Origin of the sequence: Flavobacterium sp. LC2016-13, from assembly GCF_009707955.1 — a bacterium.
Classification (GTDB): domain Bacteria; phylum Bacteroidota; class Bacteroidia; order Flavobacteriales; family Flavobacteriaceae; genus Flavobacterium.
On the sequence record NZ_WMDQ01000007.1, the window covers coordinates 157,632 to 172,432 of the forward strand.

The 14,801-nt window shown below is 32.4% G+C and carries 14 protein-coding genes; 11 read left to right on the forward strand and 3 right to left on the reverse strand.

Annotated elements, in window-relative coordinates:
* Positions 1-17 precede the first annotated feature (17 nt).
* Positions 18-455, forward strand: a complete 438-nt coding sequence (locus GKZ86_RS15375; RefSeq protein WP_154783965.1) for a GNAT family N-acetyltransferase — start codon at positions 18-20, stop codon at positions 453-455.
* Between the two features lie 84 nt (positions 456-539).
* Here the strand turns inward: GKZ86_RS15375 and GKZ86_RS15380 are convergent, their stop codons facing one another.
* Positions 540-737, reverse strand: coding sequence for a hypothetical protein (locus GKZ86_RS15380; RefSeq protein WP_154783966.1), 198 nt, complete (start codon positions 735-737; stop codon positions 540-542).
* Between the two features lie 282 nt (positions 738-1,019).
* Here GKZ86_RS15380 and GKZ86_RS15385 point away from each other — a divergent pair, with 282 nt between their 5' ends.
* From GKZ86_RS15385 to GKZ86_RS15410, 5 genes are all read left to right on the forward strand, one after another.
* A complete protein-coding gene (locus GKZ86_RS15385) occupies positions 1,020-1,760 on the forward strand; it encodes a LytTR family DNA-binding domain-containing protein (RefSeq protein ID WP_154783967.1) in 741 nt (246 codons plus the stop codon).
* 101 nt (positions 1,761-1,861) lie between these two features.
* The gene (locus GKZ86_RS15390; RefSeq protein WP_154783968.1) at positions 1,862-2,434 is read left to right on the forward strand and encodes a hypothetical protein; all 573 of its coding nucleotides are present in this window, start codon (positions 1,862-1,864) and stop codon (positions 2,432-2,434) included.
* A gap of 68 nt (positions 2,435-2,502) precedes the next feature.
* Positions 2,503-2,874, forward strand: coding sequence for a hypothetical protein (locus tag GKZ86_RS15395; RefSeq protein ID WP_154783969.1), 372 nt, complete (start codon positions 2,503-2,505; stop codon positions 2,872-2,874).
* 476 nt (positions 2,875-3,350) lie between these two features.
* Entirely contained in the window at positions 3,351-4,640 is a 1,290-nt protein-coding gene (locus tag GKZ86_RS15405; protein WP_154783971.1) for a hypothetical protein, read from the forward strand.
* Positions 4,641-4,648: 8 nt separating this feature from the next.
* Entirely contained in the window at positions 4,649-6,019 is a 1,371-nt protein-coding gene (locus GKZ86_RS15410; protein ID WP_154783972.1) for a hypothetical protein, read from the forward strand.
* Positions 6,020-6,106: 87 nt separating this feature from the next.
* On the opposite strand, the gene GKZ86_RS15415 is transcribed toward GKZ86_RS15410, so the two are convergent.
* On the reverse strand, positions 6,107-7,468 hold the full coding sequence (locus GKZ86_RS15415) for a hydroxymethylglutaryl-CoA synthase family protein (protein ID WP_154783973.1): 1,362 nt from the start codon (positions 7,466-7,468) through the stop codon (positions 6,107-6,109).
* Between the two features lie 321 nt (positions 7,469-7,789).
* On the opposite strand from GKZ86_RS15415, the gene GKZ86_RS15420 reads away from it, so the two are divergent.
* The 5 genes from GKZ86_RS15420 (at position 7,790) to GKZ86_RS15440 (ending at position 13,005) form a co-directional block, all read left to right on the forward strand.
* Positions 7,790-8,455 carry a succinate dehydrogenase cytochrome b subunit gene (locus GKZ86_RS15420; protein ID WP_154783974.1) on the forward strand — a complete coding sequence of 222 codons (666 nt, stop codon included), beginning with the start codon at positions 7,790-7,792 and terminating at the stop codon, positions 8,453-8,455.
* Between the two features lie 11 nt (positions 8,456-8,466).
* Positions 8,467-10,467, forward strand: coding sequence for a fumarate reductase/succinate dehydrogenase flavoprotein subunit (locus GKZ86_RS15425; RefSeq protein WP_154783975.1), 2,001 nt, complete (start codon positions 8,467-8,469; stop codon positions 10,465-10,467).
* 91 nt (positions 10,468-10,558) lie between these two features.
* The gene (locus GKZ86_RS15430) at positions 10,559-11,305 is read left to right on the forward strand and encodes a succinate dehydrogenase/fumarate reductase iron-sulfur subunit (RefSeq protein WP_154783976.1); all 747 of its coding nucleotides are present in this window, start codon (positions 10,559-10,561) and stop codon (positions 11,303-11,305) included.
* A gap of 134 nt (positions 11,306-11,439) precedes the next feature.
* Complete coding sequence (locus tag GKZ86_RS15435) at positions 11,440-12,213, forward strand: DeoR/GlpR family DNA-binding transcription regulator (protein ID WP_154783977.1); 774 nt, start codon at positions 11,440-11,442, stop codon at positions 12,211-12,213.
* A gap of 24 nt (positions 12,214-12,237) precedes the next feature.
* Positions 12,238-13,005: a nitrilase family protein gene (locus GKZ86_RS15440; RefSeq protein ID WP_154783978.1), complete on the forward strand. Its 768-nt coding sequence runs from the start codon at positions 12,238-12,240 to the stop codon at positions 13,003-13,005.
* Here GKZ86_RS15440 and GKZ86_RS15445 read toward each other — a convergent pair.
* Positions 13,002-14,690, reverse strand: coding sequence for an Ig-like domain-containing protein (locus GKZ86_RS15445; protein ID WP_154783979.1), 1,689 nt, complete (start codon positions 14,688-14,690; stop codon positions 13,002-13,004). The genes GKZ86_RS15440 and GKZ86_RS15445 overlap by 4 nt on opposite strands.
* Positions 14,691-14,801 lie beyond the last annotated feature (111 nt).

Consider the following 14,801-nt stretch of genomic DNA (forward strand, 5'->3'; position numbering starts at 1 on the left):
ATAGGAGAAAATTCTAGATGGAATCAAAAATCAAAATCAGAAAAATCCAAATACAAGATTTAGATTTTGTCTACAAAGCAATCTGCGAACTCGAAAATGAAGTTTTAGATTTTGAAATTTTCGAAACAATATTCAATGAAAATATTTCAAACCCCAAAAACCTTTATCTAATTGCCGAAAACGAAAATGAAGCTTTAGGCTTTATTAGTTTTCACACCCAAAATCTTTTGCATCATTGCGGATTAGTTGGCGAAATTCAGGAGTTTTTTATTCATCAAAAGTATCGAGGTCAAGGCGTTGGTAAACAATTGATCCAAAAAATAATGAATTATGCTGATCAAAATAACTTGAAAAGTATCGAAGTTACCACAAATAAAAAACGAGTAGAAAACGTATTGATTTACGAAAATCTTGGTTTTGGTTTAACGCATAATAAGTTTACGATTTATAAGTAAGTTTTCCAGCGATGTAAAATCGAACATAAAAAAAACTGCTATTGATAAGATAGCAGTTTTAATAAATTAATGGTTATGTTATTATCATGGCAGATATTCCATACAGATACTACCTGTTGCTGTTTTGTATAAATACCAACCACAGATGTTTCTTCCGTAATACGAAACTTCGTCACCGCCACATATTGGATATGGTACGCAGTTTATAGCTCCGGCATTAATTGATTTCAATTCTTCTTTTGATAATTTTTGTAAGTTTGATAAATTTTGTAAATTTTTCATAGGTAATTTGTTTTTTGGATTTTCCTACTCTATAAGTTTTTCGGATACGACTTTGATAAAAATACAAATTATTTTAAATAAATACTTACAAAAAAATCCGATTTTCTGATTTATTTTTTAAATAGCCTGTAATATTCTTATTTATTTAATATAAATACGGTGTTTTTTCCTCTTTTTTATGTTTTTGTTGATATTGAAGATAAGTGGAAAACTAGTAGATCTTACTTGAAACAAGTTGAATTAAAGTCTAATATTGTATATTAATAATTGCTTTAAGAAAAAATGAAACAACTAAACATATCCATAAAACACAATCTGATAGTAGGTTTGCTTATCGCATTATGGATTTTTGTTTTTGCTTTTATCATAAGGCCTTTTGATGACGGAACTTTAAATTTTAAATCCTGGCTTTTAATAAGTTTAGGTTTTAGTGTTTTGGCATTTTCCTGTTATTCAGTTTTAGCTTTTGTTCAAAAATGGGTTTACATAAAAACTTCAAATTGGAATGTGGAGTTGGAAATAGTTAGTTTGCTATCTTTTTATTTGATTTATTTAATTGGGATTTACTTCTATTATAAAAGTCCGATTCTAAAAGGTGGATATAATTTTACAGAATTCTTTTTGATTATATTTAGCCGCGTTGCTTTGATTTTGGCTCCGGTAATTATTCTCGCAAGAAGATATTTGATCAAATTAATTCCTTCGAATGATGATATTCTAACACTTAGAGGAGAAAACAAATTAGATATTTTAAAAATCAACAAAGCCGATTTGGTTTGTATTTCGAATGCTCAGAATTACGTTGAGATTTTTTATATCGAAAACGGTAAACTTACTTCAAAACTGCTTCGGATTTCGCTCAGAAAAGTTCAGGAAGATTTTGGTTTTTTAATGCAAATTCATCGATCGCATTTAATAAATCCAATGCATTTTAAATCCTGGAGAAATCAAAATACCGTTGTCTTGACTCAAATAGAACTTCCGGTTTCTAAAAACTACAAAGAAACTTTATTAACGTTGTGATTTTCGTACCTAAAACTATATGTTTTGTACCTAAGTCAATAAACTTGGGCTTTACGTAAGTTTTTGATTTTAGTTTTGTTTCATCAATTATAAAATTAATTATGAAAACAAAACACCTTTGCTTTATCGGATTATTATTTTTTGTCATCAGTTATTTATTCTTTTCTCACGTTTTACCAAACTATCAAAATCCGATTGATTTTGGGCATTGGTTCAACTTAATTGGAGCCTGTTTTTTGTTATCGTTTAATGATGTATTTTTCAAAAACAGATTAAATTCTATAGCTTCAGTTGTTACAACTTTAGGAGTCATTGCGCATATTGGGCTTTGTACAATCGATTTAATAATGTCGAGTTTTGGTAATAATGAGTTTGCCAAAGAAGAATTGAGTAAACACATTAGCAATACGCCAGCGATTTTGTATCCATTTATTATTATCGGACCTTCTTTGCTTTTTATAGGTTTGGCAATTCACGCGCTGAACTTCTTCAAAAAAAATACTCTAAGTTCATTAATGGTTGTTGTTGGTTCATTGGCTATTGGTTTTTCCTTTTTTGTGTTAAAAAACGGAATTTGCATGTTGCTAAGCTGTGTGGTTTTTGCTTTAGGATTAGGATTGCTTCTTTGTAAAAACGAAAGAAGAAAAGTAACAGATAAACAAAATGAATTCTGAAATTGTAGGTTTTGTTTTAATTCGTATTTTCGCTTGGTTGAAAATTTTAATAACCTGTTTAACGTCGATTGAATAAATATCTAAAATATCTAATTTCGCTCTTTCTGGCTTTTGTCGTGATTGCGAGTGATGGTACTTTAGTTTCTCAATCAAAATCGGCAGATTATTACCAATCTTCGTTTGTGATTTTAAGACGGGAATTAGATTTTTCGAGTTCTCGATTATACAAGTTTGCTCAATCAATTTCCCGAACAAAAACACTCTTTTCGATTGTTCTAAATTATCTTTCTCATAAGGATACTTTTAGTTTTCAAATTCGGGTAATTCAAAATTTGCAAATACTTCTTTTTCAGAAATTAAATTCATTTATAAAACAATCTGTTTTTGTAAATGAAATGACTCATTCCGGTAATTTCAAAACAAGTTTATACATAGCTTAATTTTTCTAAGCTTTTATGCGCTTCAACGCATACGATGATAAAATAATGTCTAATCATTTATCATTTTCAAAATGTATAAACAGAATAATAAAAAACGTTTAGAGCAATCTAAGCGACCATTTCATTGGATAAAAAGAAAAATGCTTGTTATAATTACTGCCTTTATGTTAGGAATGGCAAACGGAATGCACACCGAAGACACCCGAATTAAAGGAAATCAGAATTATACAGAACAACATAAAAAGGATTGATTACTTTTTATGCCCAGACCTTTGTTAAAGCTTTAAACTTTGACAAAGGTTTTTGGCACAATCTTGTCATATATTGGACGAATAAAGAAAACCGGAGCAGAAATGTTTCGGTTTTTTTAAAGTTAAATACGTTAAATTTTTGAATTAAATTTTTGAATTTAATCGTAAATGTTAATTTATTTTTAATAGTTTTGGGCAAATACTGCGAAACTATCAGCCCAAAATATGGACAACAAAACCAAGTTTTTTAAAAACACATTAGTACTTCAGTTTATTCTCGTTCTTTTATTAGGGATTTTAATCTCATCAAATTTCAGAGAACAAAAAACACTTAGAATTAGACAACTTCATCCTTATGAATTTAATTATGGTTATGCTATTCCGTTATTTATTTTTGGTATTGGTTTAGTACTTGCGCTTTTTAGTTTGTTTTCAAAACAGGAAGATACTCCGCAAGATGAAGCAGAGATTTTGAAAATAAAGCGCAAGCAGAATTTTTGGAAATTTGCATTTTATTGCAATGTTTTTTTTGTAATTGTTATTGCCATTTTTTCTGCAATAATTTTTCGAGAAAATCCCATTGTTATAGATCAGCCAATACTCTTTTATGGTTCAATAGTTTTAAGAGCTTTACTTGTTGTTTTGATAAGTTTGATAGCAGCTTCGTTCTTTTTCGCAGCCGGAATCAATTGGAAAACAAACAAAACTCTTACTGCAGTTATTTTAATTTTTAGCTTTTTTATTATAGGTGTTTCAATTTTTGGCGACGTTCTTTTTTTGGGAAAATTTCATGATGCATCTGAAAGTTATAAAATGGCTAAAAGCGAAAAAAAAATACCAGCAAAGGCGGAAGAACAACTTGGTGATTATGATGAATCTAATAATTATAATGAGAGTGAAGAAGGAAGTGGCGATGAACAAAACGAAGAACTTCAGATAATGGATGAGTCAATAATTATTGATTCATGGAAGTCAATGAGGGAGGATTTTTTTGTAAAGAAAAATGGCACGTCAGATGACTTTGTAGGACTTAGGATTTATGTATATGGTATTTTTGACGGACAGTTATTTGATAATGATTATCGTGTACTTAGTTTTATTTCGGATTTAAGAGATCATCCCGCGCAGATTCAAGATGGACTTGAAAGCTATAAGTTGATTCTCTATAGCACGATTTCAACAGAAGTATATCGTAGTAATCATTTCGATCAAGTAGTAGATGCATTGTTATTAGCTTATGATGATGTCGGTAAAGATGGTGAAAAACTAGATAGCATTTTCGAGATTATGCAAAATGAGATAGATGAAGATGAAAAGAATATTGGAAAATTTCTTCCGGGAATTAAAAATTATTGTTCTTCTGACGCACTAAAAAAGCTTAGTAAAAATAAAGTTTTTTTTAAGCACAATTCAGATATCGTGTGGGTTTATAGTTTTTGGGCAAGAAGAAATAAGGAAGGAAATATAGATAAGGTTTATAAGGTTTTAAGAGAAATACAAGAACATTATATTTAAAATTCACAATGATAAAATCTTATAAAATAATTTTAATAGTTCAGTTTTTTGTATTAGCTGTATTAGGTTTTGTGTTTTACACTGTAGAGTATGGTGTTGACTTTGCGCTTATTCCAAAATTGATTTTGTTGGTAATAGGTTCTTCTTTTTTGCTGGTTTTAGGAATTTCGATTCTTATTCAGCGTTTTATAGTTTCTGTTGTTCAGTCTGATTCAGAGACTGAAAATTTAGAAAACAGTACCGAAGATAAATTCTGGCGTATTTCTTTTTTTGTGAACCTGGCTTTTGGTGCGATAGTATTTCTGTGTTCTGTTATTTGTGTAGCGATGGATTTTGGAATTGGGACAAAAGGGTATTCTGGTTTCGGAATACGATTTTCTGTTTTTTTGGGAATTCTGTTTATTGCAAGCTTGGTTGCAGCTCTTTTTTTTAGAATAAAAGATTCTGTTAATGAAGTAAGTCGACTTTTGGGAGGTTTAATGATGCTTCTTTCAGCTCTTGTTTTTGGAGGTTCTTTATTTTTTGGATTGAATCAACTAATTTCTCCGCAGTATTCCTCACGTGAAATAATTGAAGCTATTCCTTTTGTTCCGGAAGTAGATGAAACCGAAGTGTCTCAGGATACTGCTTATGCAGTTATAGACAGTACTGTTGTTGATAGCACAACTACATTTGGGCAGGAAGAGATTACAGATGAACAATTTCCAGATGAAGAGGATGATTATTACGGTTTTAAAAAAATGAACCGAGCTGTTGTAAAATCAACAGGATATTTTAAAGAATATTTTGATGAAAGTTACACCGATACAAGAGTGCAAAAATTAATCCGTTATTTTCTGGCAGATTTCTTAAATTTAAAAAAAGGTGAATATTATATCGATACGAAAAACAAAAGCGAACCCGGATTTCATCCTGGTGAATATTTGCAAATAAATGATGTGGGTAGGGCATTAAGAGGTAATCCTGACGCTCTCACAAAATCATTTAAGAGTTACAGCCCTATTATTTACTCTTTGTTGTCTAAGAAAATTTACTTTGAGACGAATTTAAATCAGCTTGTAGATGTGCTGATTGCAAGCAGAGATGATATTTCTGATACTGGTGATGCCTCCAAAACATTAGATAAAATTTATAATATCATGATTTCCGGGACAAAGAAAGATATTGCATACCACTACTATAGTCAGATTGTTCCTTATGTTTCCGAAAGTAACTCGGACTTAATAAAGGAAAAAGCCTATGCAATAGGAGGAAATGATGACCACGCTGCAACGATATTGATTTATAGTTTTTTGGCCAGAAGATATCATGAAGGGAATGATCGTGTAGTGTATGATATTTTGATGGAAATTAAAAAACACTACGGTGAAAATAAATAAAAATTAAACAAAAAAACCGAAGCGATAAGCTTCGGTTTTTTTATACAATCGAATATTGGAATTTGAATTTTAAAAATGGAAATTTAATTAGTCGATCCATTTATAATATCTCGCCCCAATCAAATTAGGGATCTCTTTTTCAATTCGATCCAAAATCCATTCGTTTTTAGGAGTTCTTATGCTTTGTTTTTGTTCTTTTTTATGAAGGCTTTCATAAGTTTCAAAACCAATTTCGGTGCTTTCTTCTAAGTTTTCAAAAAGTTTGGTTTTGGCTAAAGCCGATTTCCATTCCGGTTGAATTGTTCCTTCAAAGACTTTCGATTTCGATCCGCTTCCATAAGCCAGGAAACCAAATTTAGTTCCGGAAACTTCTTGTTTTGTATCATAATAATGAGCCAAAGTCGATAATAATCCCATGAAAATAGAACCTGTATAAAGGTTTCCAATTAAAGACGAAGCCAATTCTGCAGGTTGTAATTTCTCGGTTACAAACTTTCGGTATTCATCAGATTTTCCAACTTCTTTAATTTTGTTTTGATAATCTGCCGGTTCAATATTTTCAGAAATGATTTTATCAGCGTGGTCTAAAGCATAAATCTCAGACAGCATTCTTCGGCCTTGAAAAGAATAGGGAAGATGCATGATAATACTATTCCATGTTTTGTATAAAGTCTCGGTTGTATTTTTTAATTTCTTAAATGAAAAGTAAGCATTTCGCGTACGATCCATATAACATTGATTTGAATATTGACCATCAAAAACGGGCTGATCTTTATGAATTTCGATTTCGGCTTCTAAATTGTCAAACCAGGGATCGTTGTTTTCGTTTTGTGTAATCGCTTCTTTAGAAATGCTTCTGTAAGGTTTAAAGAAATCGAAAACTCCTTTTGTACTTGTCGCCCAATTCTCATCAAAAGCAATAATTCTTGGGTTTGAAGTTACAAGCATTGCAAGAGCTCCGGCACCTTGCGTGTATTCTCCTGTTGAATTTAAATCGTATTTAGCAAAATCTGTCGTAACAACAATCGCTTTTTTAGTTGGATTCAATTTTACAAAATCAATGCAATTTTGCAAAGCGTCGACACCGCCAATACAGGCAAAAGTAAAATCGACAACATCGCATTCTGCCAAAGAATCTTCTCCGAATTTTTGCTCCATTAAACTGATTAAGAAAGAACTGATAGGTTTTGAGCTGTCAATTCCACTTTCGGTTCCAACATAAATCCGGTTAATTTCGTTTAAGTTAATTTCGTTTTCAAGAATTAGTTTTGTTAAGGCGTTTGCTCCAAAAACAACCGCATCCTGATGCACGTCCGGCAAAGTCATTTTAATTAATCCGAGACCTTTTTCTAATTTTTCGGGTTCAATATTTCTGGCAACAGCCAAAGTTTTTATAGGTAAATGTATGTTGGCTACGTCAAAAGATATAGCGTCTATTCCTGTTTTCATTCTGCTTTTTTTTGAAGCCGATAAAGGTAAAATTATGCTTCTGAAATTGCGCCGTTTTGCCCGATTAAAATTTGGTTTCTGCCTACTTTTGAGGAAAATAAATCAAAAACGCAAAAAAAATAACAATTTGGTAATTATATAAAAGTCAGGTTTTCGTTAAAATGGCTTCAGAATAAAACCTATTTTATTGTTTTTAAATAATTTGCTGAAATGTCTGCCAAAGCTCTTTAAAATCATTATAAATAACAACGAAATGGTTGTAGTTCTTTTCTATTTGAGTTATTTTTGTGTAATTTTTTAAAACAAACTACTTAAACTCTTATGGCACAATCTGCACTATTGAATGCGTCCATCTTAAAGAAAGTTGCAATGGCGCTTTCAGGACTGTTCTTAATCTCGTTTTTAGCGCTGCATGTTTCCTTAAATTTAGTTTCTATTTTTAGTGAAAACGTTTTTAACGAAGTTTCTCATTTTATGGGTTACAATCCGCTAATTCAATACGTAATGCAACCTGTTTTAGCATTTGGTGTAATTTTCCATTTTGTATTTGGATTTGTTCTGACAATACAAAACAGAAATGCACGACCAATTTCGTATGCAAAATACAACGGAGCATCAAACGCTTCATGGACTTCAAGAAATATGATTATTTCCGGAGCTGTTGTTTTGGCTTTCTTTGTATTGCACTTTTATGATTTTTGGGTTCCTGAAATTGCTTATAAATATGTAGAAGGGAACACGCCTGATGCTGCAAGATATTATGGAGAGTTAGTTCATAAGTTTCATGATCCAATTCGTACAGGATTATATTGTGTAGCGTTTGTATTATTAGGATTTCACCTTTGGCACGGATTCGGGTCTTCTCTTCAATCAATGGGAATGCACAATAAATATTCTCGTTTCTTAAGTAAAGTTGGTTACGGTTTTGCGGTTGTTGTACCTGCATTATTTGTTATCATCGCACTATTTCATCATTTCAATAATTAATATCAATTATAATGGCATTAGATTCAAAAATTCCAAATGGTCCAATATCGGACAAATGGACAAATTATAAAGATCATATTAATTTAGTAAACCCTGCTAACAAACGTAATTTAGATATTATCATTGTTGGTACAGGTTTAGCTGGAGGTTCTGCAGCAGCTACTTTAGCCGAGTTAGGATATAACGTAAAAGCATTTTGCTTTCAGGATTCACCAAGACGTGCGCACTCTATTGCAGCACAAGGTGGTATCAATGCAGCAAAAAACTATAAAGGTGATGGTGACTCAGTTTACAGATTGTTCTACGATACTGTAAAAGGTGGTGACTACCGTGCGCGTGAAGCAAACGTTCACCGTTTAGCTGAAGTTTCGGCAAATATTATTGACCAGTGTGTGGCTCAAGGGGTTCCATTGGCTCGTGAATATGGCGGACTTTTAGATAACCGTTCTTTTGGAGGAACTTTGGTTTCTCGTACTTTTTATGCACAAGGACAAACAGGACAACAATTATTGTTAGGAGCATATTCTGCAATGAACCGTCAGATTGGTCGTGGTAAAGTAAAAATGTACAACCGTCACGAAATGTTAGACATTGTAATCGTTGACGGAAAAGCGAGAGGTATTATCGCTCGTAACTTAATTACAGGAGAAATAGAAAGACATTCTGCTCACGCAGTAGTAGTTGGTTCTGGAGGATACGGAAACGTATTTTTCTTGTCGACAAACGCTATGGGAAGTAACGCAACAGCAGCTTGGAAAATTCATAAAAAAGGAGCATTTTTTGCAAATCCTTGTTACACACAAATTCACCCAACATGTATTCCGGTTTCAGGAGATCACCAGTCAAAACTGACTTTGATGTCTGAATCGTTACGTAATGACGGTCGTATTTGGGTTCCTGCAAAATTAGAAGATGCTCAGGCAATTCGCGAAGGAAAGAAAAAAGCAACAGATTTATCTGAAGCAGAAAGAGATTATTTCTTAGAAAGAAGATATCCTGCTTTTGGTAACTTAGTGCCTCGTGATGTTGCATCTCGTGCTGCAAAAGAAAGATGTGATGCTGGTTTTGGAGTTAACAAAACGGGTGAAGCAGTTTATTTAGACTTTGCTGCAGCAATTAAACGTTATGGAACTGAAGACGCTTTCGTAAAAGGTTTAGATGCTAACGATGCTGCTTTAGTAACTAAATTAGGAGCTGCGATCGTGAAAAGTAAATACGGAAACTTATTCCAGATGTATTACAAGATCGTTGATGAGGATCCTTATACAACACCAATGATGATTTACCCTGCGGTTCACTACACAATGGGTGGAACTTGGGTTGATTATAACTTAATGACTACAATTCCGGGATGTTTCTCAATTGGAGAATCTAACTTCTCTGATCACGGAGCAAACAGACTTGGAGCTTCTGCTTTGATGCAAGGTTTAGCTGATGGATATTTCGTATTGCCTTATACTATCGGAGATTATTTAGCTCCGGATATTAAAATGGGAGAAATTTCTACAGACTTACCAGAATTCGTAGCGGCAGAAAAAGAAGTAAAAGATCAAATCGACAGATTTATCAATAATAAAGGAACTCATTCTGTAGATTATTTCCATAAGAAATTAGGAAAAATCATGTGGGATAAAGTTGGTATGGCTCGTAACGCTCAAGGTTTAACTGAAGCTATCGAAGAAATTGCTGCTTTACGTGAAGAGTTTTATAAAGATGTAAAAGTGCCAGGAAGCGCTAACGAATTTAATCAGGAATTAGAGAAAGCGACACGTGTTGCCGATTTCTTAGAATTAGGAGAATTGTTCGCAAAAGATGCTTTACACCGTAACGAATCTTGTGGTGGTCACTTCCGTGAGGAATACCAAACAGAAGAAGGAGAAGCACTTCGTGACGATGAGAATTTTGCATACGTTGCAGCTTGGGAATACAAAGGAAAACCAAGTGACGCCGTATTGCACAAAGAACCTCTGGTTTATGAAAACATTAAATTAGTACAGCGTAGTTACAAATAGCAATTAGTCAAAAGACAAAAGACTTAAAGTCAATGGCAAAATGTTACGTGACTTTCGACTTTCGACTTTATGACCTTCAAACTAAAACAGTATGAAACTTACATTAAAAATATGGCGTCAAAAAAACGCCCAAGATAAAGGGGGAATCGTTGATTACCCAATCGATGGAATTGAACCAGATATGTCTTTCCTTGAAATGCTTGATGTTCTTAACGAACAATTAATCAATAAAGGAGAAGAGCCAGTTGCATTTGACCACGATTGTCGTGAAGGAATCTGCGGAATGTGTTCATTATTCATCAATGGAGAAGCACACGGACCGGACAGAGGAGTTACAACTTGTCAATTACACATGCGTATGTTTAAAGATGGTGATACGATTTTTATCGAGCCATTTAGAGCAAAAGCTTTCCCGGTAATTAAAGATTTAGTTGTAGACAGAAGTTCTTTCGACAGAATTCAGCATGCAGGAGGATTTATCTCGGTAAATACTTCAGGAAATACAATCGATGCAAATACAATTCCGATTAACAAACACGATGCAGATAAATCATTTGATGCTGCAGCTTGTATTGGTTGTGGAGCTTGTGTTGCAACTTGTAAAAACTCATCGGCAATGTTATTCGTTGGAGCAAAAGTATCTCAATATGCATTATTGCCACAAGGTAAAGTAGAAGCTGTTGATCGTGTTTTAAACATGGTACACCAAATGGATTTAGAAGGTTTTGGTAACTGTACCAATACTGGAGCTTGTGAAGTAGAATGCCCTAAAGGAATTTCTCTTGAAAATATCGCACGTTTAAACCGTGAGTATTTATCAGCAAGCTTAAAAGGATAATCTAAAAAGATTAATTATATTAAAAAACGCATTCATTTATTTGAATGCGTTTTTTGTTTTTAAAAGATGCGTTTTTATGTTTCACAATAATATTACATTAAATGCTTAAATTTGTTTAAGTAAAAAGTATTCGAATGAATGATCAGGAATTAATAAATTATACAAAAGAGGAAAGGAAAAATCACATCTTAAAAGAGATTAACCTGCATACTCGTGTAAGTTTTGAAACGCTTTCGGCTAAACTGGGTGTTTCAGAAGATACGATACGACGTGATATTAATGAACTTGAATCAGAATCTTTATTGATTAAAGTGAAAGGTGGTGCGATGACCAAGGCGTATCATTATTCATCTTCAAACCAAACATATGAAGTAGAATCAAAACAAGTCATTGCCGAGAAAACTATTAGTCTTTTGCATGATGGTATGGTTTTAATACTTGATGGAGGAACTACTATTAGAGAGTTTATTCGATTAATTCCAAATGATTTAAATCTTACCATTTTTACAATTACAGTGGTTACGGCTGTTCAGCTTTTAGATAAGCCTAATGTCAAAGTTATTATGATTGGCGGCAGTATATCATCTTACAGTCAAATGTGTGTGAGTGGAGAAGTGTATCATCAATTAGCGAATATAAAAGCAGATTTATTGATTTTAGGAACAAATGCTTTAGATATCGATGGCGGTTATTCAGATTCTGATTGGGAAACCGTACAAGTTAAAAAAGCGATGATTCAGGCTTCAAAAAAAACAGCCATCATAACAATTACAGAAAAGCTTAATACGGTGCTAAAAATGAAAATTGCGAGCTTATCTGAGGTTGATTATGTTGTTACCGAAGTTGATCCGAAGAATGAAAAATTAAAAGCTTATAAAATGGCTTTTCCAGATTTGATTATTATTTAATATCAAGCTCAAAATTCGTATAAAATGAAAATAGCACTTATACAATCAGATCTTTATTGGGAAGATATTGCCAAAAACAGAAATAATTTTGAATCGAAAATAAATCAAATCGATTCAGAAGTTAATTTGATTGTGCTTCCTGAAATGTTTTCGACCGGATTTACAATGAATGCTGTAGAAGTTGCTGAAACGATGGAAGGCGAAACAATTCTTTGGATAAAAACGCTGGCAAAACAGAAAAATGCTGCCATTACCGGAAGTCTCATTATCAAAGAAAATAATCAATATTATAATCGAATGTTGTTCATTTTTCCGTCAGGAGAAATTCAATATTATGACAAACGCCATTTGTTTACACTTGCCGGAGAAGATCAAACCTATACAAGCGGAACTGAAAAAGTAATCGTTGATTATTTAGGTTGGAAGATTTGTCTGCAAATTTGCTATGATTTAAGATTTCCTGTTTTTGCCAGAAACATCGAAAATTACGATTTGCTTATATATGTTGCCAATTGGCCAAAAGTTCGTACGAATGCGTGGGATATTTTGCTAAAAGCACGCGCCGTAGAAAACCTGAGTTATGTTGTTGGCGTAAACAGGTTAGGGCTTGATGCTAACGATTATGAGCATATAGGACATTCGCAGGCAGTCGATTATTTAGGACATTATATTTTGGAACCACAAGAAACTCAAAATATTTTTGTGGTTGAATTAGACAAAAATATAATGTTGGAAACACGTAAAAAGCTTGACTTTTTGAGTGATAAAGATGCTTTCGAAATTAAAATCTAGAAAGCCTTTCTCTTCTTCTCTTCTTCTTTTTTCTTCTTTTTCGTTTCCTTTACTTCCAGTTCTGGATTATAAGGAATACTTAAATCAATAGTTTCATCTACATCCCAATTCGTTCGAACATCGATTTCTTTTTGATAATAAAACACTTCTTCAGCATACGTTTTACTTAAGAAATTTCCGGAGTCAAATACTTTGTTTTTATTATCATCATACGTGATTCTTAACGTAAATGATTCGGGTTGCAATAAATCGAATTGAAGTTTAGTCTTGCCTTCAGAATAGTCGCTGGCAAGTACCACATCTCCTTTTTTATTGGTAATTTCCGCTATTATCGGAAAACGCTTTACATTCTTCAAATTCAATATTAAATTCCCGTAATCTTCAAATTCCCTGGTGGTTAATTTAAAAGATAACGTATCGTTAGACTTTTCGTAGAAATCAGTCAAAGCGCCTGGAAGAAAGGTAAAATTGTATTTCTGCAAAGGTTCTTTCTTAAAATCGACATATAATTTCTGCTCAAATTCATCGTATTCTGTAGTAAAATCTACTGCAGTAGAATCTTTGTTTACCAATTTGATTTTTGATTTGTCAAATTTCACCAAAGGCGTTGCAGTTTCTAAAGTAAACCTGTCTCTAAAATGAATAATACCGTTTTGTACCGCTGTTATGTTTAAAGTATCTTTTTTCAGGTCTTTAATTCTAAAAGTAAACTTTTTATCGTAACCTTCTTTGCTAATATCAAGAGATAAAGAATCTGCTTTTAGAGGTTTGTACCAAACTTGTAAAGAATCTTTTTTAGGAAATTGAGTAACAATAGTTTCCAGTATTTCAGTATTGTTTCTAAGAAAAATTTTTGGTTTAGAAAGTTTAAAATTCTGTTTTCCTTCATAAGGAAGCAATAATCTGTTTCCTGAAGCCTGAATAGGTTTAAAAGCCTTTAAAGGCAATACTTCCTTAAATAATTCTAATTCAAAAAGAGTATCATTTGGCACCGTGATAAAATGCTTAAGAAAACCAATTTTGTCGTCTTTTGGGTTAAATTTATTGTTGCCGCCTTTATCTTTCATTGCCACTAAAAGATATTTTCCGGCTTTTAAATTTTCTAATTTAAAAGTTCTCAAACTATCCAGAGTATTCGTTACATATCTTGGAAAATCTTTATAAACAACAGAATCTTTGTATTTATCATTTACTTCATACAACATTACCGAAACAAAATTGTCAACCGTTTTTTCATAAGAATCCTTAATGATTCCGCCAATAGAAAGCGAATCGATATAAGGTCCTGTAGAAAAAATATATTTAAATTGATTCATCGCATTACCTTCATTATTATCGGTAATACTTTGTCCAAAATTAAAACTGTAAGTAGTATTAGGTTGTAAAGTATCTTTAATCTTTATAGTTAAAACTTTACTCACATTCGTTGGTGTGATGATTGGCTCATGTTTCATTGGAGGTGAAATAATAAGCTGTTTGTTCAGGTTTTTAAGCTTAACATATTCATCAAAAGTTAAAATAATTTGATCTCCTTTAAAGTTAGTGCTGTAATTTTTAGGCGAACTCGATTCTAAAACAGGAGCAAGTGTATCTTTTAATCCGCCGGTAATGCTGCCTCTTTTGGCGCAACTCATCATTAAAAATACTAAAAGGAATGAAATATATTTTAAGTTGTTTTTCAACATAACAGTTTTTGAATTTGATTGCACAAAATAACGATTATATTTGCTTTAATCGAAATTTTTTATCTATTTATTAGGAATTACACCTTTTGCTTTTTGCTGTTTTTTCGAAGA

Excerpts from the sequence above, each read along its gene's own strand:
- GKZ86_RS15380 (WP_154783966.1), bottom strand. The coding sequence starts at position 737 with ATGAAAAATTTACAAAATTTATCAAACTTACAAAAATTATCAAAAGAA.
- GKZ86_RS15420 (WP_154783974.1), top strand. The coding sequence starts at position 7,790 with ATGGCACAATCTGCACTATTGAATGCGTCCATCTTAAAGAAAGTTGCA.
- GKZ86_RS15375 (WP_154783965.1), top strand. The coding sequence starts at position 18 with ATGGAATCAAAAATCAAAATCAGAAAAATCCAAATACAAGATTTAGAT.
- GKZ86_RS15410 (WP_154783972.1), top strand. The coding sequence starts at position 4,649 with ATGATAAAATCTTATAAAATAATTTTAATAGTTCAGTTTTTTGTATTA.
- GKZ86_RS15445 (WP_154783979.1), bottom strand. The coding sequence starts at position 14,690 with ATGTTGAAAAACAACTTAAAATATATTTCATTCCTTTTAGTATTTTTA.
- GKZ86_RS15435 (WP_154783977.1), top strand. The coding sequence starts at position 11,440 with ATGAATGATCAGGAATTAATAAATTATACAAAAGAGGAAAGGAAAAAT.
- GKZ86_RS15405 (WP_154783971.1), top strand. The coding sequence starts at position 3,351 with ATGGACAACAAAACCAAGTTTTTTAAAAACACATTAGTACTTCAGTTT.
- GKZ86_RS15390 (WP_154783968.1), top strand. The coding sequence starts at position 1,862 with ATGAAAACAAAACACCTTTGCTTTATCGGATTATTATTTTTTGTCATC.
- GKZ86_RS15425 (WP_154783975.1), top strand. The coding sequence starts at position 8,467 with ATGGCATTAGATTCAAAAATTCCAAATGGTCCAATATCGGACAAATGG.
- GKZ86_RS15430 (WP_154783976.1), top strand. The coding sequence starts at position 10,559 with ATGAAACTTACATTAAAAATATGGCGTCAAAAAAACGCCCAAGATAAA.
- GKZ86_RS15440 (WP_154783978.1), top strand. The coding sequence starts at position 12,238 with ATGAAAATAGCACTTATACAATCAGATCTTTATTGGGAAGATATTGCC.
- GKZ86_RS15385 (WP_154783967.1), top strand. The coding sequence starts at position 1,020 with ATGAAACAACTAAACATATCCATAAAACACAATCTGATAGTAGGTTTG.
- GKZ86_RS15415 (WP_154783973.1), bottom strand. The coding sequence starts at position 7,468 with ATGAAAACAGGAATAGACGCTATATCTTTTGACGTAGCCAACATACAT.